This is a genomic window from Citrobacter sp. BDA59-3, assembly GCF_015167655.1.
GTDB classification, from domain to species: domain Bacteria; phylum Pseudomonadota; class Gammaproteobacteria; order Enterobacterales; family Enterobacteriaceae; genus Phytobacter; species Phytobacter diazotrophicus.
In genome coordinates this window covers 558,897-576,814 of the sequence record NZ_CP063427.1, presented here as the reverse complement: position 1 = coordinate 576,814, position 17,918 = coordinate 558,897, and the positions used below count along the sequence as shown (strand labels likewise).

16 protein-coding genes are annotated in these 17,918 nt (G+C 54.7%); 7 read left to right on the top strand and 9 right to left on the bottom strand.

Features of this window, described 5'->3' with window-relative positions; translation table 11 throughout:
- Positions 1-5 precede the first annotated feature (5 nt).
- Genes IP582_RS02710 through IP582_RS02700 form a run of 3 tightly spaced genes read left to right on the top strand, consistent with a single transcriptional unit; the run spans position 6 to position 2,674 of the window.
- A complete protein-coding gene (locus tag IP582_RS02710; RefSeq protein ID WP_193795002.1) occupies positions 6-1,019 on the top strand; it encodes an HNH endonuclease domain-containing protein in 1,014 nt (337 codons plus the stop codon).
- Entirely contained in the window at positions 1,019-1,597 is a 579-nt protein-coding gene (locus IP582_RS02705; RefSeq protein WP_193795001.1) for a bifunctional 2-polyprenyl-6-hydroxyphenol methylase/3-demethylubiquinol 3-O-methyltransferase UbiG, read from the top strand. The genes IP582_RS02710 and IP582_RS02705 overlap by 1 nt, the downstream gene beginning before the upstream one ends.
- A gap of 57 nt (positions 1,598-1,654) precedes the next feature.
- Positions 1,655-2,674: an NAD(P)-dependent alcohol dehydrogenase gene (locus tag IP582_RS02700; RefSeq protein ID WP_193795000.1), complete on the top strand. Its 1,020-nt coding sequence runs from the start codon at positions 1,655-1,657 to the stop codon at positions 2,672-2,674.
- A 233-nt stretch (positions 2,675-2,907) separates the two neighbouring features.
- Here the strand turns inward: IP582_RS02700 and IP582_RS02695 are convergent, their stop codons facing one another.
- The 4 genes from IP582_RS02695 to IP582_RS25255 form a co-directional block, all read right to left on the bottom strand.
- On the bottom strand, positions 2,908-4,548 hold the full coding sequence (locus IP582_RS02695) for a dihydroxyacetone kinase subunit DhaK (protein WP_193794999.1): 1,641 nt from the start codon (positions 4,546-4,548) through the stop codon (positions 2,908-2,910).
- 165 nt (positions 4,549-4,713) lie between these two features.
- Positions 4,714-5,796 (bottom strand): LPS export ABC transporter permease LptG, encoded by a 1,083-nt coding sequence (lptG, locus tag IP582_RS02690; protein ID WP_039076900.1) that lies wholly within the window; start codon positions 5,794-5,796, stop codon positions 4,714-4,716.
- Positions 5,796-6,896: an LPS export ABC transporter permease LptF gene (gene lptF / locus IP582_RS02685; RefSeq protein ID WP_193794998.1), complete on the bottom strand. Its 1,101-nt coding sequence runs from the start codon at positions 6,894-6,896 to the stop codon at positions 5,796-5,798. The genes lptG and lptF overlap by 1 nt, the downstream gene beginning before the upstream one ends.
- Before the next feature lie 64 nt (positions 6,897-6,960).
- Positions 6,961-7,011 (bottom strand): hypothetical protein, encoded by a 51-nt coding sequence (locus IP582_RS25255; RefSeq protein WP_216637209.1) that lies wholly within the window; start codon positions 7,009-7,011, stop codon positions 6,961-6,963.
- Between the two features lie 279 nt (positions 7,012-7,290).
- Between IP582_RS25255 and pepA the strand changes: the two genes are divergently transcribed.
- The 3 genes from pepA to IP582_RS02670 all read left to right on the top strand — a co-directional run bounded on the left by pepA (position 7,291) and on the right by IP582_RS02670 (position 12,225).
- Positions 7,291-8,802, top strand: a complete 1,512-nt coding sequence (gene pepA / locus IP582_RS02680; RefSeq protein WP_039076902.1) for a leucyl aminopeptidase — start codon at positions 7,291-7,293, stop codon at positions 8,800-8,802.
- 124 nt (positions 8,803-8,926) lie between these two features.
- A complete protein-coding gene (gene holC / locus IP582_RS02675; protein WP_039076903.1) occupies positions 8,927-9,370 on the top strand; it encodes a DNA polymerase III subunit chi in 444 nt (147 codons plus the stop codon).
- Positions 9,370-12,225 carry a valine--tRNA ligase gene (locus tag IP582_RS02670; protein WP_193794997.1) on the top strand — a complete coding sequence of 952 codons (2,856 nt, stop codon included), beginning with the start codon at positions 9,370-9,372 and terminating at the stop codon, positions 12,223-12,225. The genes holC and IP582_RS02670 overlap by 1 nt, the downstream gene beginning before the upstream one ends.
- A 130-nt stretch (positions 12,226-12,355) precedes the next feature.
- Here IP582_RS02670 and IP582_RS02665 read toward each other — a convergent pair whose 3' ends face one another.
- Positions 12,356-13,558, bottom strand: coding sequence for a YjgN family protein (locus tag IP582_RS02665; protein ID WP_039077716.1), 1,203 nt, complete (start codon positions 13,556-13,558; stop codon positions 12,356-12,358).
- A 207-nt stretch (positions 13,559-13,765) separates the two neighbouring features.
- Positions 13,766-14,956: a YjgN family protein gene (locus IP582_RS02660; protein WP_193794996.1), complete on the bottom strand. Its 1,191-nt coding sequence runs from the start codon at positions 14,954-14,956 to the stop codon at positions 13,766-13,768.
- A gap of 179 nt (positions 14,957-15,135) precedes the next feature.
- On the opposite strand from IP582_RS02660, the gene IP582_RS02655 reads away from it, so the two are divergent.
- Entirely contained in the window at positions 15,136-15,639 is a 504-nt protein-coding gene (locus IP582_RS02655) for a GNAT family N-acetyltransferase (RefSeq protein ID WP_193794995.1), read from the top strand.
- 49 nt (positions 15,640-15,688) lie between these two features.
- Here IP582_RS02655 and IP582_RS02650 read toward each other — a convergent pair whose 3' ends face one another.
- From IP582_RS02650 to rraB, 3 genes are all read right to left on the bottom strand, one after another.
- Positions 15,689-16,516, bottom strand: coding sequence for a topoisomerase II (locus IP582_RS02650; RefSeq protein ID WP_193794994.1), 828 nt, complete (start codon positions 16,514-16,516; stop codon positions 15,689-15,691).
- Between the two features lie 91 nt (positions 16,517-16,607).
- On the bottom strand, positions 16,608-17,366 hold the full coding sequence (gene miaE / locus IP582_RS02645; protein WP_193794993.1) for a tRNA isopentenyl-2-thiomethyl-A-37 hydroxylase MiaE: 759 nt from the start codon (positions 17,364-17,366) through the stop codon (positions 16,608-16,610).
- Between the two features lie 47 nt (positions 17,367-17,413).
- A complete protein-coding gene (rraB, locus tag IP582_RS02640) occupies positions 17,414-17,836 on the bottom strand; it encodes a ribonuclease E inhibitor RraB (RefSeq protein ID WP_039077721.1) in 423 nt (140 codons plus the stop codon).
- Positions 17,837-17,918 lie beyond the last annotated feature (82 nt).

Genomic DNA, 17,918 nt, shown 5'->3' with positions numbered 1-17,918 from the left:
AAGGCATGCGTTTTTATCAGGTTGAACCCACGCTGGAGAACTACTGGCGCGGCATAATCCTCTTTGGCAAAAATGTCGCTTCCTACAAATTCGCGCTGGCCCATGCGCTGTACGACGTGAAACGCGACGGCAGCGACCTCATCCTGCTCGAAGATCTTGCCGTCCCGTTCAGCCAGCATCTGTGTCGCCACCTGGCGCAGGCACCAAAGCAAATCACCTCCTCCAGAAGTCAGTATCTGGATGCCTGTCGCCAGTTTAATGCCGGAGAGATCGACCAGAATGCGCTGACAGAAGCGACGCTGCGAAACGGCTTTAATGTTGTGCTCAATGCGTTTCACAACGTCAATCAGGGCGAAATCGAAAAACGCTTTTTTATCGACGAGCGTAAAACCCACAAAGGCATACGCCTGACGACAAATTTTCATCAGCTCACGGAAGGTATGCAGTATCAAAACCTTAAGCTGGAGACGGACGCACGCTGGAACCTGGTCGAGCAAGGCTGGGCGATGGGCGTGTCGCGCAACCTCATCGCCGTGGAGCATGACGAACAGGACAACATGCTGTTCAGCATCCAGAATAACCGCCGTGTCGATATCACCAGCTGTCGCGACAGCCTCAACGGCTATCAGAAAGGCCGCTGCTTTTACTGCTTCGCGCCTATAAGCGTAGAAACCGGCGACGCAAACCTGGCCGATGTCGATCACTTTATTCCGTGGATGCTCAAAGACCAGGTGAGGAATGTGAATGGCGTCTGGAACCTGGTGCTGGCCTGTAAATGTTGTAACCGGGGTAAACAGGGGAAATTTGCCCACGTCCCCTCATTGAAACTGCTGCAGCGCCTGCACGATCGCAACGAGTACTTCATTACCAGCCACCTCCCGCTGCGCGAAACCCTGATACGCCAGACCGGTGCGAGCACTGTAAAACGGCATGATTTCCTGTCAAATGTCTGGAGCACTGCTCGCGTAAACTTATTCCACGAATGGGAGCCAAAGGCCGCCGGGCCGGATACTTTCTGATGACCATTAACTACTATCAAAACCATGCACAGGCATTCTTTGCCGACACCATCGGCGTCGATATGTCGTCGCTCTACGCCCCTTTTATCGCGCACCTTGCCCCTGGCGCGCGCGTGCTGGACGCCGGATGCGGTTCCGGGCGCGACAGCCGTGCATTTCTGGAGATGGGTTATCAGGTCGAGGCCTTTGATGCGTCATCCGAGATGGTTCGCATGGCATCGCAGCATAGCGGGCTGGCGGTTAAGCAAATGACATTCAGCGATGTCGATGCCACTGACCGTTACGACGGCATCTGGTGCTGCGCGTCCCTGCTACACGTCGAAGCACACGCTTTACCGCAGGTGATGTCTACGCTGGCGCAGGCGCTGAAACCCGGCGGAATCTGGTACGTCTCGTTCAAATATGGCGAACAGGAAAGAGAGAAAGAAGGTCGTCATTTCAGTGATTTAACCGAATCAGGCCTGACCGCGCTGGTCAGCCCATTACCGGATATTCAGGTGGTGTCGATGTGGACGACGCAGGATAAACGCCCGGATCGTGCGGAAACCTGGCTTAACGCCTTGTTACGCAAAGATTAACTCCACTGCTCTGACTATCCTCTACACTCAAATCTCACACCATCATGAGGAAAGGCGATGTCGATTATCAAAAGCTATGCCGCTAAAGAAGCCGGGGCAGACCTGGAGCTGTTTGAGTACGACGCGGGTGAATTGGGTCAGGAAGATGTGGAAGTACAAGTGGATTATTGCGGGATCTGCCACTCGGATTTGTCGATGATCGACAACGAGTGGGGCTTCTCTCAATATCCGCTGGTCGCCGGGCATGAAGTGATTGGTCGCGTGGTGGCGCTGGGTAGTGCCGCGCAAAACAAAGGGCTGAAAGTCGGTCAGCGCGTGGGCATTGGCTGGACGGCGAAAAGCTGTGGTCACTGCGACGCCTGTATCAACGGCGACAATATCAACTGCCAGGAAGGCGCGGTGCCAACCATCCTTAACCGCGGCGGCTTTGCCGACAAAATCCGCGCGGGCTGGCAATGGGTGATCCCGCTGCCGGATACCATTGATGTCGAGACCGCCGGGCCGCTGCTCTGCGGTGGCATTACCGTGTTTAAACCGCTGCTGATGCACCATATCACCGCTACCAGCCGTGTCGGGGTCATTGGAATTGGTGGGCTGGGCCATATCGCCATCAAACTGCTGCGCGCGATGGGCTGTGAGGTGACGGCGTTCAGTTCGAACCCGGCGAAAGAGGCCGAAGTCCGCCTGATGGGCGCGGATTATGTGGTGAACAGCCGCGATCCGGGGGCCTTAAAAGCGCTGGCGGGCCAGTTCGATTTGATTATTAACACCGTAAACGTTGATTTGCAGTGGCAGCCGTATTTTGAAGCGCTGGCCCACGGCGGCGCGTTCCATACCGTTGGCGCAGTGCTGAAACCGCTGGAAGTCCCGGCCTTTACGCTGATTGGCGGCGACAGAAGTGTGTCCGGTTCCGCGACCGGTACACCGTTCGAGCTGCGTAAGCTGATGAAGTTTGCCGGGCGGGCGAAGGTGGCACCGACTACCGAGATGTTCCCGATGTCGCAGATTAACGAGGCGTTGCAGCATGTGCGTGACGGGAAGGCGCGTTACCGCGTGGTGTTGAAAGCGGATTTCTGATGTTCCCTTCACCCCTGCCCTCTCCCACGGGGAGAGGGAGAAAACCCGCACTCACATTTGTATCAGGAGCCAGGCGTAGCGAGGATAAGCGCAGCGCATCCGGCTAATGGCGCTGTGCGGCCTGATGCCATCACCCCTGCCCTCTCTCACAGAGAGAGGGCGAAAACCCGCACTAATATTTGCATCAGAAGCCAGGCGTAGCCCGGATAAGCGCAGCGCATCCGGGAAATGGCTTACTCCTTCGCCAGCGCCGCAAACACCTCTGCAATCGCCACGGCACCGGGGTCGGTGACGCCTTCCAGACTCTCACTGTTCACATAGGACGAACGGCCCGCGCCAGCGGTCTGCATGGTCGCGGTTTTGGCGGCACCCGCTTTTGCGGCAGACGCTGCGGCATCCAGCCCGCTATCGCGCAAGGCTTCCAGCGCCGGTTGCAACGCGTCGATAAGCGTCCGGTCGCCTAAGTCCGCGCCACCGTAGTGTTTCATCTGGTGTAGCCCACGGAGTAACGCCTCCGGCAAAGATTTACCATCATGAACAGCCTGACCTGCGGCGGTAAAGAAGATGGACATCAGCACGCCGCTGGAACCACCCATTACTGTTGCCAGCCGCTCGCCCACCAATTGCAGCAACTGCGCGGTGTTATTCAGCGGCAGCGCACCCTGCTCCAGCAAATGGATAATTTCCCGCGCCCCTTCGGCAAACGTCGAGCCGGTATCGCCATCGCCCACTTTGGCATCCAGCGCATTCAGGCGATTTTCGAGATCGACAAGTGTACGCGCCGCCGTCGAGACCAGCGTTTTTACCTGTGGGTTTTCCGACGGTTCGATTTCCAGTTGGTTATAAACCGGGTTGTGGCGCTGGGTTTTCATCGGCGCAAAAGGCACCGGTTTTTGCCAGCCGACGGTCTGTACATCGGCATTAATGGCTTTCTCAAATGTCTCGTTCAGGCGTAACAGCGAGAGGGAAAAGCCTTTCATATCCAGCGAACTGACCAGCGGCGCGGGGCCAATCAGATACGCAATCTGATCTTTTAGCGCCGAGTGTGCCAGCTCTTTGGTGAGCAGGGCCATTTCGAGCGCTGACACACCGCCCAGGTTGTTGATTAACACAGCAACGCGGTCATCCCCGGCCTGTGCTTTCAGCAGTGCAACCAGCGTCTCAATCAACTTCTGGCTGTTATGCGAGTCCACCGTGCTCGCGCCCGGCTCGCCGTGAATGCCGAGCCCCAGTTCCACCTGCCCATGCTGGATGCGGTCGTCTTCATCGCTGCTTCCCGGCAGGTTGCAGGTCTCCATCGCCAGCCCCAGGCTCCAGACACTCTCACTGGCCTGTCGGGCGATGTCGCGCACTTCGCTTAAGGATTTACCCTGCTCGGCGGCATAGCCTGCGATTTTATGCACCAGCGCCGTTCCGGCGATGCCGCGCGGCTGTTTATTGTCCGGCAGGGCGATGTCGTCGGCGACGATCACCATCTCTACTTTCAGACCGTAGCGTTTGGCTTTTTCTGCCGCGAGGCCGAAGTTAAGGCGGTCGCCGGTGTAGTTTTTAACGATCAGCAGGCAGCCCCGGTCACCGGTGACGGCAACGATCGCGTTGAGCACAGCATCAACGCTTGGCGAAGCAAACACGTCGCCGCAGACGGCGGCAGTGAGCATTCCCTTACCTACGAAGCCAGCGTGTGCGGGCTCATGGCCGGAACCGCCGCCGGAGATCACTGCAACACGGGATTTATCCCAGTCGGCGCGGGCAACAATACGAATAGCGGGGTCGATGTCGAGGCGAACTAAATTGCCGTGGGGAGCGGAAATCACCATTCCTTCAATGGCGTCATTGACCAATTGTTTTCGGTCATTAAAGAAGAATCTGGACATAGCTTCCTGAATTTTTTGAGAACCGTAAGGAAAGCGTAGCCAGGATAAGGGAAAGTGTGTCGATGAAATAGGGTGAGTTTAGTGCGGCCAGGCGCTCTCTCCCACAGGGAGAGGGAGAAAGCAGCCCGGATAAGGCGAAGCCGCATCCGGGAACAGAACAGAAACCTAGTTCTTACGCATCAGCAGCCAGAGGCTAATCAGGAAGAACGAAGTACTTGGCAGTAACGCGCCGATAATCGGCGGAATGCCGTATACCAGCGTCAGCGGGCCAAAAATCTGGTCCAGCAGATAGAATACAAAGCCGAAGCTGATACCCGTCACCACGCGCACGCCCATCGGCACGCTACGCAGCGGGCCAAAGATAAACGACAACGCCATCAGCATCATCACCGCCACGGAAAGCGGCTGGAAAATTTTGCTCCACATCTGGAGCTGATAACGCCCGGCATCCTGGCCACTTGATTTCAGGTATTTCACATAGTTGTGCAGACCGCTAATCGACAGCGCATCAGGGTCCAGCGCCACCACGCCCAGCTTGTCCGGCGTGAGGTTGGTCTTCCAGGTACCGGTCAGCGTCTGTGTACCGGTCACTTGTTTCGGGTCGGTCAGGTTGGATTCATCCACCTGCGACAGCCGCCACAGCCTGGTGTCTTTATCGAACTTCGCTAAAGCGGCATAGCGAACGGACTGCAAACGACGCTGATCGTTGAAGGAGTAAATACTCACCCCACCCAACTCATCATCGCTCTTCACCCGCTCAATATAGACAAAGGTCTCGCCATCTTTCGCCCACAATCCCTGTTGGGTGGAGAGCAGCGAACCGCCATACATTGACTGTGCGCGCTGGTTACGCGCCATTTGCTCGCCCTGCGGCGCCACCCATTCGCCAATCGCCATGGTTAACAGCACCAGCGGGATGGCAGTTTTCATCACTGACAGCGCCACCTGCATACGGGTGTAACCCGAAGCCTGCATCACCACCAGTTCACTACGCTGAGCCAACATCCCCAGCCCCAGGAGCGCGCCAAGCAGCGCCGCCATCGGGAAGAAAATCTGAATATCTTTCGGCACGCTGAGAATCGTGTAAAGCCCCGCCCCCATCGCGTCATAGCTGCCCTGCCCGGCCTTTTTCAACTGGTCGACAAATTTGATGATGCCAGAGAGCGACACCAGCATGAAAAGCGTCATCATGATGGTGGAAAAAATGGTTTTGCCGATATAGCGGTCAAGTACGCCAAACGCCTGCATTATACCGCTCCTTTGCCCATCACACGGGCGCGAATCCGACGCATCGGTACCGTGTCCCACAAGTTCAGACCCATCGCCAACGCCAGGTACGCCAGGTTAACCGCCCACATCCAAATCATCGGATCGATTTTGCCTTTTGCGGCATTGGATCGCAGGGAAGTTTGTAGCAGGAAGAACACCAGATACAACAGCATGGCGGGCAGCATCGACAGCACGCGTCCCTGGCGCGGGTTCACCACGCTCAGCGGCACGACCATCAGCGCCATCATAAATACGGTGAATATCAGAGTAAGACGCCAGTGTAACTCGGCCTTAGCGCGTGGGGTATCCGTGCGCCACAGCGTATCAAGCCCCATCTGCTCGGTATCGTCCGGGTCCAGCGTCACCGCCTGGTGGCCGATAATCGCCTGATAATCTTTGAAATCAGTAACGCGGAAATCACGCAACAGCGCCGTCCCTTCAAAGCGGGTGCCGGTGTTCAGGGTCACGACCTGAGAACCATCTTTCAGTTGTGCAAGATGGCCGGAATCCGCTACCACCACAGAGGGGCGGGAATTGCCTTTCGTGCGAATCTGCGCCAGGAAAACATCATGGAATTTGCTGCCTTCCACGCTTTCGATAAACAGCACCGAGTTACCGTCAGAGGCTGGCTGGAACTGCCCTTGCGCCAGTGCGGCCATGCCAGGGTTGGCTTTGGCGTCAGCCAGCACCGATTCCTGATGGCGCGATGACCAGGGGCTAAGCCACATGACGTTTGCCGCCGCCAGCGCACCGGTGAACAGCGCCAGAATCATCGCCGCTTTGACCAGCACCGCCCGGCTCAGGCCGCAGGCGTGCATGACCGTAATTTCACTCTCGGTATAAAGTTTGCCCAGCGTCATCAGCAGACCGAGGAACAGACTGAGTGGCAGGATAAGTTGCGCCATCTCTGGCACACCGAGGCCCAGTAGCGAGAGTACCAGGTTCGTGGGGATTTCGCCGTCGACCGCTGCGCCGAGGATCCTTACCAGTTTCTGACAGAAAAAGATCAGAAGCAGGATGAAGAGGATCGCAAACTGGCTTTTTAGCGTCTCCCGCGCAAGATATCTTATGATTATCACTTTATATTACGCCCGTAAAAACCAGTCTTTTTACTGGAAAATCGCTTGTTTCGTGGCTTAAACGTCATTTATTCTCTTGAGTCGTCGAAATCATCGCTAAGATTAATATACTCAGCGGTAAAACGTATCCGACCCGTATCTGACGTGCCGAAACCTAAGTATCGTTAAGATTAACACGAAGTCACCGCAACAGCGGACATGAGTTACGAAAGCTTGCAATTATATACTCAATGGATTTCGAGTTGCAGAAAGGCGGCGAGACTGTGAAGCCCCGGAACTTACGTTCAGTAAGTGGCTGGGGTAAGCAGGCGCAAGCCAACGCATCTGCGGTTTGAAAGAGGTCGAGTATATCTGTAGCCCCTGCTGTTGTCTTTAAGATTCAGGAGTATAGTGCATGGAGTTCAGTGTAAAAAGCGGTAGCCCGGAGAAACAGCGGAGTGCCTGCATCGTTGTGGGTGTTTTTGAGCCGCGCCGTCTCTCTCCGATTGCCGAGCAACTCGACAAGATCAGTGACGGCTATATCAGCGCACTGCTGCGCCGTGGCGAACTGGAAGGCAAACCGGGCCAGACCCTGCTGCTGCACCACGTTCCAAATGTCCTCTCCGAACGTATTCTGTTGATTGGTTGCGGCAAAGAACGCGAACTGGATGAACGCCAGTACAAGCAGGTCATTCAGAAAACCATTAATACCCTGAATGATACTGGTTCAATGGAAGCCGTTTGCTTCCTGACCGAGCTACACGTTAAAGGCCGCAATACCTACTGGAAAGTTCGCCAGGCGGTTGAAACAGCAAAAGAATCTCTGTACAGCTTTGACCAGTTGAAAACCAACAAGAGCGAGCCGCGTCGCCCGCTGCGTAAAATGGTCTTCAATGTACCGACCCGTCGGGAACTGACCAGCGGCGAGCGCGCAATCCAGCACGGTCTGGCGATTGCTGCGGGCATCAAAGCGGCGAAAGATCTCGGCAACATGCCGCCGAACATCTGTAATGCGGCCTATCTGGCGTCTCAGGCGCGTCAACTGGCGGACTCTTACAGCAAAAATGTCATCACCCGCGTAATCGGTGAACAGCAGATGCGCGAGCTGGGGATGCACTCTTACCTCGCGGTCGGCGCAGGCTCACAAAACGAATCGCTGATGTCGGTAATCGAATATAAAGGTAACCCGTCAGAAGACGTGCGTCCGATTGTCCTGGTCGGTAAAGGTCTGACCTTCGACTCCGGCGGTATCTCTATTAAGCCGTCCGAAGGGATGGACGAGATGAAGTACGACATGTGCGGCGCGGCGGCAGTGTACGGCGTGATGCGCATGGTGGCCGAACTGCAATTGCCGATTAACGTCATCGGCGTGCTGGCGGGCTGCGAAAACATGCCGGGCGGGCGCGCTTATCGTCCGGGCGACGTGCTGACCACCATGTCCGGCCAGACCGTTGAAGTGCTGAACACCGATGCCGAAGGCCGTCTGGTGCTGTGCGACGTGCTCACCTATGTTGAGCGCTTCGAGCCGGAAGCGGTTATCGATGTGGCGACCCTGACCGGCGCATGCGTGATTGCCCTGGGCCATCACATCACCGGGCTGATGTCGAACCATAACCCGCTGGCGCACGAGCTGATCGGCGCGTCCGAGCAGGCGGGCGACCGCGCATGGCGTCTGCCGTTGGGTGATGAGTACTACGAGCAACTGGATTCCAATTTTGCCGATATGGCGAACATTGGCGGTCGTCCGGGCGGCGCGATTACCGCTGGGTGCTTCCTTTCCCGCTTTGCCCGTAAGTACAACTGGGCGCATCTGGACATCGCCGGTACCGCGTGGCGTTCCGGTAAAGCCAAAGGCGCAACCGGTCGTCCGGTGGCCATGCTGTCGCAGTTCCTGCTGAACCGCGCCGGGTTTACTGGCGAAGAGTAAGCGAAATCCCCTCACCCTTCCCCTCTCCCCTAAAGGGCGTGGGGACGGCATTCTCCCTCTCTCTTGAGGGCGAATGACCGGGTGAGGGTGTACGATTTAAATTCACCACAAGAAGCCCCATATCATGAAGAACGCCACGTTTTATCTTCTGGACAATGAGACCACCGTCGACGGCCTGAGCGCCGTGGAACAACTGGTGTGTGAGGTTGCCGCAGAACGTTGGCGCAATGGCAAACGCGTGCTGATTGCCTGTGAAGACGAGCAGCAGGCGCTGCGACTGGATGAAGCGCTGTGGGCAAGGCCGCCGGAGAGTTTTGTACCGCATAACCTCGCCGGAGAAGGCCCCAGAGGCGGTGCGCCTGTTGAGATAGCCTGGCCGCAAAAGCGCAACGGCAGCCCGCGCGATATTCTCATCAGTTTGCGGACAAACTTTGCAGATTTTGCCACCGCTTTCACAGAAGTGATAGACTTCGTTCCTTACGAAGATTCTTTGAAACAACTGGCTCGCGAACGCTATAAAGCCTATCGCATGGCTGGTTTCAACCTGAACACGGCAACCTGGAAATAATGGAAAAGACATACAACCCCCAAGAGATCGAACAGCCGCTTTACGAGCATTGGGAAAAGCAGGGCTACTTCAAACCGAATGGCGATGAAAGCCAGGAAAGCTTCTGCATCATGATCCCTCCGCCGAACGTCACCGGCAGTTTGCACATGGGTCACGCCTTCCAGCAGACCATCATGGATACCATGATTCGCTACCAGCGCATGCAGGGCAAAAATACCCTGTGGCAGGCCGGTACCGACCACGCGGGTATCGCAACCCAGATGGTGGTTGAGCGTAAGATTGCCGCCGAAGAAGGTAAAACCCGCCACGATTATGGCCGCGACGCCTTTATCGAAAAAATCTGGCAGTGGAAGGCAGAATCCGGCGGCACCATTACCCGCCAGATGCGCCGTCTGGGCAACTCCGTGGACTGGGAGCGCGAGCGCTTCACCATGGACGAAGGCCTCTCCAACGCCGTGAAAGAAGTCTTTGTCCGCCTGTACAAAGAAGACCTGATATACCGTGGTAAGCGCCTGGTGAACTGGGACCCGAAACTGCGCACCGCGATTTCCGACCTCGAAGTGGAAAACCGCGAGTCCAAAGGGTCCATGTGGCACATTCGCTACCCGCTGGCTGACGGCGCGAAAACCGCCGACGGCAAAGATTATCTGGTTGTCGCCACCACCCGTCCGGAAACCCTGCTGGGCGATACCGGCGTGGCGGTGAACCCTGAAGACCCGCGTTACAAAGACCTGATCGGCAAATATGTGGTTCTGCCGCTGGTGAACCGCCGTATTCCGATCGTGGGCGACGAACACGCCGACATGGAAAAAGGCACCGGCTGCGTGAAAATCACCCCGGCGCACGACTTTAATGACTACGAAGTGGGCCGTCGTCATCAGCTTCCGATGATCAACATTCTGACCTTTGATGGCGATATCCGCGAAACGGCGGAAGTGTACGACACCAAAGGCAACGAATCCGACGTCTACTCAAATGAAATCCCGGCGGAGTTCCAGAAACTGGAACGCTTTGCAGCGCGTAAAGCGATTGTGGCTGCCGTTGACGCGCTCGGCCTGCTGGACGAGATCAAACCGCACGACCTGACCGTACCTTACGGCGACCGCGGCGGCGTGGTTATCGAGCCAATGCTGACCGACCAGTGGTACGTGCGTGCTGACGTGCTGGCGAAACCGGCGGTTGAAGCGGTTGAGAATGGCGAGATCCAGTTTGTGCCGAAGCAGTACGAAAACATGTACTTCTCCTGGATGCGCGATATTCAGGACTGGTGTATTTCCCGTCAGTTATGGTGGGGTCACCGTATCCCGGCGTGGTACGACAACAACGGCAATGTCTATGTGGGTCGTAACGAAGCCGAAGTGCGCCAGGAAAATAACCTGGGCGCCGACGTTGCCCTGCGTCAGGACGAAGACGTGCTGGATACCTGGTTCTCCTCCGCCCTGTGGACCTTCTCCACCCTCGGCTGGCCTGAGAACACCGACGCGCTGCGTCAGTTCCACCCGAGCACCGTGATGGTCTCTGGCTTCGACATCATCTTCTTCTGGATTGCCCGCATGATCATGATGACCATGCACTTCATCAAAGATGAAAACGGCAAGCCGCAGGTGCCGTTCCATACCGTCTACATGACCGGTCTGATTCGTGATGACGAAGGCCAGAAGATGTCCAAATCCAAGGGTAACGTTATTGACCCGCTGGATATGGTAGACGGTATCTCTCTGGCGGATCTGCTGGAGAAACGTACCGGCAACATGATGCAGCCGCAACTGGCGGAAAAAATCCGCAAGCGCACCGAGAAGCAATTCCCGAACGGCATTGAGCCGCACGGCACCGACGCCCTGCGCTTCACCCTGGCCGCGCTGGCCTCAACCGGTCGCGACATCAACTGGGATATGAAGCGTCTGGAAGGTTACCGTAACTTCTGTAACAAGCTGTGGAACGCCAGCCGTTTCGTGCTGATGAATACCGAAGACCAGGATTGCGGCTTCAACGGCGGCGAGATGGTACTGTCGCTGGCTGACCGTTGGATCCTGGCGGAATTCAACCAGACTGTGAAAGCCTACCGTGAAGCGCTGGATAACTTCCGCTTCGATATCGCCGCAGGCATCCTGTATGAATTCACGTGGAACCAGTTCTGTGACTGGTATCTTGAGCTGACCAAGCCAGTGATGAGCGGCGGTTCTGAGGCAGAGTTGCGCGGCACGCGTAACACGCTGGTGAACGTGCTGGAAGCGCTGCTGCGTCTGGCGCACCCGATCATTCCGTTTATCACGGAAACCATCTGGCAGCGCGTGAAAGTGCTGAAAGGCATTACCGCCGACACCATCATGCTGCAGCCTATCCCGCAGTACGATGCGTCTCAGGTGGATGAAACTGCGCTGGCTGATACCGAATGGCTGAAACAGGCGATCGTGGCGGTACGTAATATCCGTGCCGAAATGAACATCTCCCCGGGCAAACCGCTGGAGCTGCTGCTGCGTGGTTGCAGTAAAGATGCGGAGCGTCGCGTGAATGACAACCGCAGCTTCCTGCTGAATCTGGCGCGTCTGGAAAACATCACGGTTCTGCCAGCCGATGATAAAGGTCCGGTTTCCGTGACCAGGATTATCGATGGCGCGGAGCTGCTGATCCCAATGGCGGGTCTGATTAACAAAGAAGACGAGCTGGCGCGTCTGGCGAAAGAAGTGGCGAAGATCGACGCGGAAATTGACCGTATCGAAAGCAAACTGTCCAACGAAGGTTTTGTGGCGCGCGCACCGGAAGCGGTGATTGCCAAAGAGCGTGAGAAGCTGGACGGCTATGCAGAAGCCAAAACCAAGCTGATTGAACAGCAGGCCGTTATTAGCGCGCTGTAATCGCAACGGCTTTGGTATCCCCGGTAAGCGCCAGCGCCACCGGGGACAATTCCCGGATAGCGGCGTAAACGCCTTATCCGGGCAACGTTTCAGGTAGCCCGGGTAAGCGCAGCGCACCCGGGAACCTTCCTCAGAATACCGCCGGGAAGAATGACAGCCCGCGCGCCAGCAGATTCGCCGGATCTTTTGCCGGTTGCTGACCGTGGTTTTCCAGCGTCAGATTCTGCAACTCACCGTGAACATGCGTATTTTCCAGCACATAGCGGGTAAAGCGGACTTTCGCCCATGGATATGCCAGGAAAAGCGTAATCATGCACACCAGCGTATTGCTGATAGACAACCACAGCACGCGCCCAATAGTCACGGTCGATGAGAAGCGAATATGCCCGGCCAGCGTGACCTGCCCGTAAATATAATTACGCATTTTCACGAAGGCATAGATAAAGCAGACAATAATACCGAACAGGTAAACCAGATAGGCCAGCGCGATTTTGCCGTAAAATGGCCCGGCTAACATCGCCAGTTGTTCGGGGCTATCGCCCACCGCCTGGGAATATTGCATCAGCGTAAAGAAGGCCGGCACGATGATAAACAACGCCAGTGCCAGGAACGGGAAGAGCAGCAGCATCGAGAACAGCGCTATCCAGATGCACTTCTTGATGGAGTAGGTTGCGGCAAATTTCTGCGTACCGTACTGCAGATTATTCACCAGCATGCCATACCACTGGGCGGTATAAACCCCCTGCATAATGGCGGAACCCAGCAGCAACGCCAGTGTACCAACGCCAATACCCACAATAATCGCGGTATAGGAACCCATGCTGAGAGTGCTCGACATAAACAGCGAAAACACCACCACAGAGACCGTCATAATTAACAACGGGCAGCCCAGCATGACCCACCAGGCGCGCAGCGGGCTGGCGTAAAAGCTAAAGCGCACATTATTAATTTCCGTCATCAGGAATTGATAACGCAGGCCCTGCGTCACCAGCCATGGGAAGAAAAGTAAAAACAACCCTATCATACATAGGGATAACACCACGTTATTATGCGCCATGTTAATCAGGAATATGATATACAGCACCATGAGGCACAGCCAGCCTACAAATACTGACCGGCCGGTGGCATGATAAGAAAAACGCGCCCCTTCCAGATCGGTATTCTCATAAAAATAACGGCGGGCACGCACCAGCGCCCAGGGCAGGAACAACCCGAGGGTGACGATGGTGAGTAAAACGTTTACCAGCCAGATCCAGAAATATCCCGCGCCACTGCCCTGGAACACAAAATTCCGGGAAGGCGTCGCCGCAGCACCACCATTTTCGAAAGTCATAACAATCCTTATCGTAAATCAGAAACAACGCTAATTAAGCCATAGAAATATTGCGGTATTTTTATTTCCGTTATTAAGTTTAGTAAACTTTGTACTAAAAATGTAGCGCCCAATATTACTGGTCTTGTCAGCGCAGAAAAGTGATGGTATGGCAGGAAAACGACGATAAAAGCAAATAAGGCCGAAGCAGAGTCCGGCCTTTTGGTTTTATATGAAAGGAGCTATCGGCATCACGCCGCGGGAAAGCAGGGCGATAAAACCTTTTTCAACCCGCTCGTCATGATCCGTCAACACTACGTCGTCCAAATCTCCTTCAACATGGGTATGAAGGGCCTGGTAACGGATAAAACGTATTTTCATCCACGGATACGCAAGGCCAAGCGTGATCCCGGAGACGAAGACCAGCATAACCAGTTGTACCACAACGCCATAGAACGTCAGCGTGGAAGCAAAACGAATACAACCATCCGCCAGCGTCAGTCCATTCACAAAGTGGTTGCGGAACGCCTGCCAGATATAGGCCGATGAGAGCAAAATGGCGCCCAAATAGAGCATATAGCACAGCAGGATTTGCCCCGGAAATCCTGAGAGCACATCATCCCCGGAACCGTTAATCCCTCGCAGCATCGCCATACTGCTATAGGATGTCGAAAGTAAGTAAAACATTAACCCCAGAAACGGAACCAGAATACATAAAGAAAACAGACAGGCTTTAATGCAATATGTCGTACTGACGCGAATATCGAATTCATGCACACCGAACTGGCCGCCTTTGCCGATCAGAGAAAGCCATTTGGCATAAACGTAGCCATTGGTCGCACTCATTCCCACGATACCGATAAGCGCCAGAATAATAACCTTCACCAGTAAGCCATCAAAATCGTAACCGCTGAACATCATATTCCCGAGACCATAGATAACCACACACAGCAAAATAAGCAGTAGCGTGGGCAGGCCCATTATTATCCACCAGGCATTTTTCATTGAGCAATGAAAAGCAAAACGAACATTATTTAGCGTGGTCATCAGCGCATTGTATTGCAGGCTTTTCACCATAAAGAAAGGCATAACCAGCATCAGCAAAAAAATCACCAACGATCCCATTAAGGGATGGAGAAGTTCTGCCACAATAATGAGAATAAAAAGAAATATTGACATCAATAGCCAGCTCAGAAACAGCGCACCGCCCTTTGCATGATAGCCAAAGCGCGCACCGTTCAATTCCATGTTTTCGTATACGTAGCGCCGGGAACGTACCATCGCCCAGGGGATATATATCCCTAGAGTAATCACGCTCAGTAGAACATTAACCAGAGAGATAAGAAAATAATCCACACCTTTGCCATGAAATATAAATGTCTGCCGACAATTATTCTTATAACGGATATCACCGTTCATAACCACATCATCCTTAAATATAAACATTGATTTGATAAATAATGATTATCACTTCCGTGAAGCATGCTACGATAACGTATGCCTTAATAAATCACAGCACAATTAAACGACTTGCAGCTACTTTCAGAGAGTGCTATTAAATACGCATATAAATGCATATATTTTTATTGAGTGAGTGTATGAATGTTGTGGCCAAGCAGAGCGTGACATTACGCCGGATGACTGCCAGTGATAATGCCGCGATTGCCTCCGTTATTCGTCGGGTTTCCGCCGAATACGGTCTTACCGCTGATAAAGGCTATACCGTGGCGGACCCCAATCTGGACGAGCTGTACCAACTCTACAGCCAGCCGGGGCACGCCTATTGGGTAGTGGAACAGGATGGCCAGGTGGTGGGCGGCGGCGGTGTCGCCCCGCTGAAATGTAGCGAGCCGGATATCTGCGAACTGCAAAAGATGTATTTCCTGCCTGCCGCGCGCGGTCAGGGGCTGGCGAAGAAACTGGCGCTGCTGGCGCTTGAACACGCCCGTACGCAGGGCTTCACCCGTTGTTATCTGGAAACTACCGCGTTCTTAAGAGAGGCGATTGGCCTGTATGAGCATCTCGGATTTAGCCATATCAGCGGGCCGCTGGGCTGTACCGGGCATGTAGATTGCGAAGTGCGAATGCTGAAAACACTCTAAGTGTTCCCGGTCCTTTCCTTTTCTATGGGAAAGGACCGGAACCTCATCTTTACTGGTTCTCCGGCGCCATAATCAGACGAATCATTCCCGCAGCCTGATCCTGTGGCAACGTCAGCACGTTACGCCACAAATCCTGCACAATGTCGCAGGCGACTTTTTCTTTGCCGACGCCTTTGCGCGGGTCCGGCATGATCTCAATATCCTGACCGTATTTCTTGACCAGCGCTGCAATAATTGGCTGCAGATGCTGCTGTGCGTCCTGGCGCTCTTTATCTGTCACCGTGTGTCGGTTGACGCCGTAGGCAGCGCGCATCATCGCGGCATCAATATTCATGCGTTTCATCAGGAAATCGCTCGACAACATTTTCGCGGGATTGATCCCCCCTTTCACCGCCGGGAACAGGAAACGGAAGCAATTATCATCGCTGACTTTCTGAATGGCCACGGTTTGCTCCATATTGATCTGCATATAAGCAATCACATTCTCATCCGGGGCGTTTTGTAAACGCACCATCTGCACTCCGACGATCTGCGGTTGAATATAATCAATAATCTGCTGAGGAGTTTTCCCCTCTTTTTCCATTTTTTTCGCCGTGCTGCGAATAGTTTCCAGCAACTGCGGTTCTTGTTCACGCAACACCTGGTATGTCGGCATGCTGCTTATCGCACGGAACGCCACGTCCATTTGCGATTCACCGCTATTTTGCAGTAAGGGTGCAATATACTGCCGATAGCCCAGGTTCCAGGCCGCAATAGCAACCGCGATAATCACCGCCGAGGTGATGCCGCCGATTTTCCCTTTCCGGCGCAGGTACTGCGTAAGTGCTGCCGCCAGGCCAGCGACGAGGGCGGAGAGTAGAATAGACGTCCAGTTCATTTCAGGTTCCTTGTAACCATTTTGCTGATTGTTGTACCAGCCCGGCGAGGATTGTCACCTGGCGAGCGAAATAACTACGGATTCTGGCAGGTCAGCCCGGCACACCGCTGTGAAAACGAAACTCGGGATCCGGCGAGGTGATCAATTCGGCTTCGATCTCACCGAAATAGCGAACCCGTGGCGCGATATCCGTTTCCGAGACCTGTTGTGCCAGCGCAAGATAATCCTGATAGTGGCGGGCTTCGGAACGAAGCAATGACAGATAGAATTTCTGTAATTCCTCTTCCAGATGCGGAGCCAGCGCGGCAAAACGTTCGCAGGAGCGCGCCTCGATATAGGCACCGCAAATCAGCTTGTCGATAAGCGTAAGCGGCTCATGGGTGCGTACACCTTTGAGCATCCCTTTCGCATAGCGACTGGCAGTGATCTTCACATAAGGAATATTGCGGGCAAGCATAGCTTCGCGTACCTGCCAGAAATGGTGCAACTCTTCCTTGATAAGCAGCACCATGCTGTCGATCAGCGCCCTGCCCCACGGATCATCCGCTTTCGGCATCGCACCTTTGGCGATCTGCTTGTGCAACGCTACAAAGTCCGGCTCCGGCCCTTCACGAAAGGTAAAAGCTTCATAGGGTTTCAGCCATTCAAGCAACGCATCGGCCCCATTTTTATCCGCCACATATTTACGCACCAGTAGCATGGCGGTTTGCGCGGCTTTCAATTCGCAGACCATATGATCGGTGAGCAACAGCGGAAGGTTTTGCGGTTCGCGGGCTTTATCTATCCAGGCCTGAGGTGTTGGGCAATGCAGAAAATGTAAAACCGGGGAGAGTATTTGCGGGTAATCCATGGCTGTTCCTTGCACTGCGGCAGCCGTAGCTGCCGCACAGGGAAGACTTAGTGACGCACGCCGTCGTCGTCTTCATCCTCGTATTCATCTTCGTCGCCGTCTTCGTCTTCACCGTTCGGGTCTTCGTAGTAGGTGCCCCAACCGTCATATTCGACGTCAAATTTCTCGGCCAGGTTAATCAGTTGTTCCACCTGCGCGTCAATCAGCTCGGCTTTCAGGGCGGATTCGCTCAGAATGTCGCAGCAAATCACGACTTCGCCCTCTTCGAGCTCCAGCTCTTCCGGCTCGGTCACTTCGTAACCCAGTTTAAACGCTTCGACGGCCACTTTTTCCAGCGTCTCGAAGTCATCTGCCGACAGGTGATGCTCAATGGTGTAGAGCGCATCAGGATCGCTGCCATCTTCCAGCAATTCTTCAATAATCAGACGCGTCTCTTCGCGCTGTTCTTCCAGGTGTTCCGGGTTCGCCATGGCTCATTCCTCATAATGTGGCAGATAGAGATATTGTCACATACCGTTGGCAATGCCTCCACTCCTGGCGGAAAAGATTTAT

Excerpts from the sequence above, each read along its gene's own strand:
- IP582_RS02710 (WP_193795002.1), top strand. The coding sequence starts at position 6 with ATGCGTTTTTATCAGGTTGAACCCACGCTGGAGAACTACTGGCGCGGC.
- IP582_RS02705 (WP_193795001.1), top strand. The coding sequence starts at position 1,019 with ATGACCATTAACTACTATCAAAACCATGCACAGGCATTCTTTGCCGAC.
- IP582_RS02700 (WP_193795000.1), top strand. The coding sequence starts at position 1,655 with ATGTCGATTATCAAAAGCTATGCCGCTAAAGAAGCCGGGGCAGACCTG.
- IP582_RS02695 (WP_193794999.1), bottom strand. The coding sequence starts at position 4,548 with ATGTCCAGATTCTTCTTTAATGACCGAAAACAATTGGTCAATGACGCC.
- lptG (WP_039076900.1), bottom strand. The coding sequence starts at position 5,796 with ATGCAGGCGTTTGGCGTACTTGACCGCTATATCGGCAAAACCATTTTT.
- pepA (WP_039076902.1), top strand. The coding sequence starts at position 7,291 with ATGGAGTTCAGTGTAAAAAGCGGTAGCCCGGAGAAACAGCGGAGTGCC.
- holC (WP_039076903.1), top strand. The coding sequence starts at position 8,927 with ATGAAGAACGCCACGTTTTATCTTCTGGACAATGAGACCACCGTCGAC.
- IP582_RS02670 (WP_193794997.1), top strand. The coding sequence starts at position 9,370 with ATGGAAAAGACATACAACCCCCAAGAGATCGAACAGCCGCTTTACGAG.
- IP582_RS02665 (WP_039077716.1), bottom strand. The coding sequence starts at position 13,558 with ATGACTTTCGAAAATGGTGGTGCTGCGGCGACGCCTTCCCGGAATTTT.
- IP582_RS02660 (WP_193794996.1), bottom strand. The coding sequence starts at position 14,956 with ATGAACGGTGATATCCGTTATAAGAATAATTGTCGGCAGACATTTATA.
- IP582_RS02655 (WP_193794995.1), top strand. The coding sequence starts at position 15,136 with ATGAATGTTGTGGCCAAGCAGAGCGTGACATTACGCCGGATGACTGCC.
- IP582_RS02650 (WP_193794994.1), bottom strand. The coding sequence starts at position 16,516 with ATGAACTGGACGTCTATTCTACTCTCCGCCCTCGTCGCTGGCCTGGCG.
- miaE (WP_193794993.1), bottom strand. The coding sequence starts at position 17,366 with ATGGATTACCCGCAAATACTCTCCCCGGTTTTACATTTTCTGCATTGC.
- rraB (WP_039077721.1), bottom strand. The coding sequence starts at position 17,836 with ATGGCGAACCCGGAACACCTGGAAGAACAGCGCGAAGAGACGCGTCTG.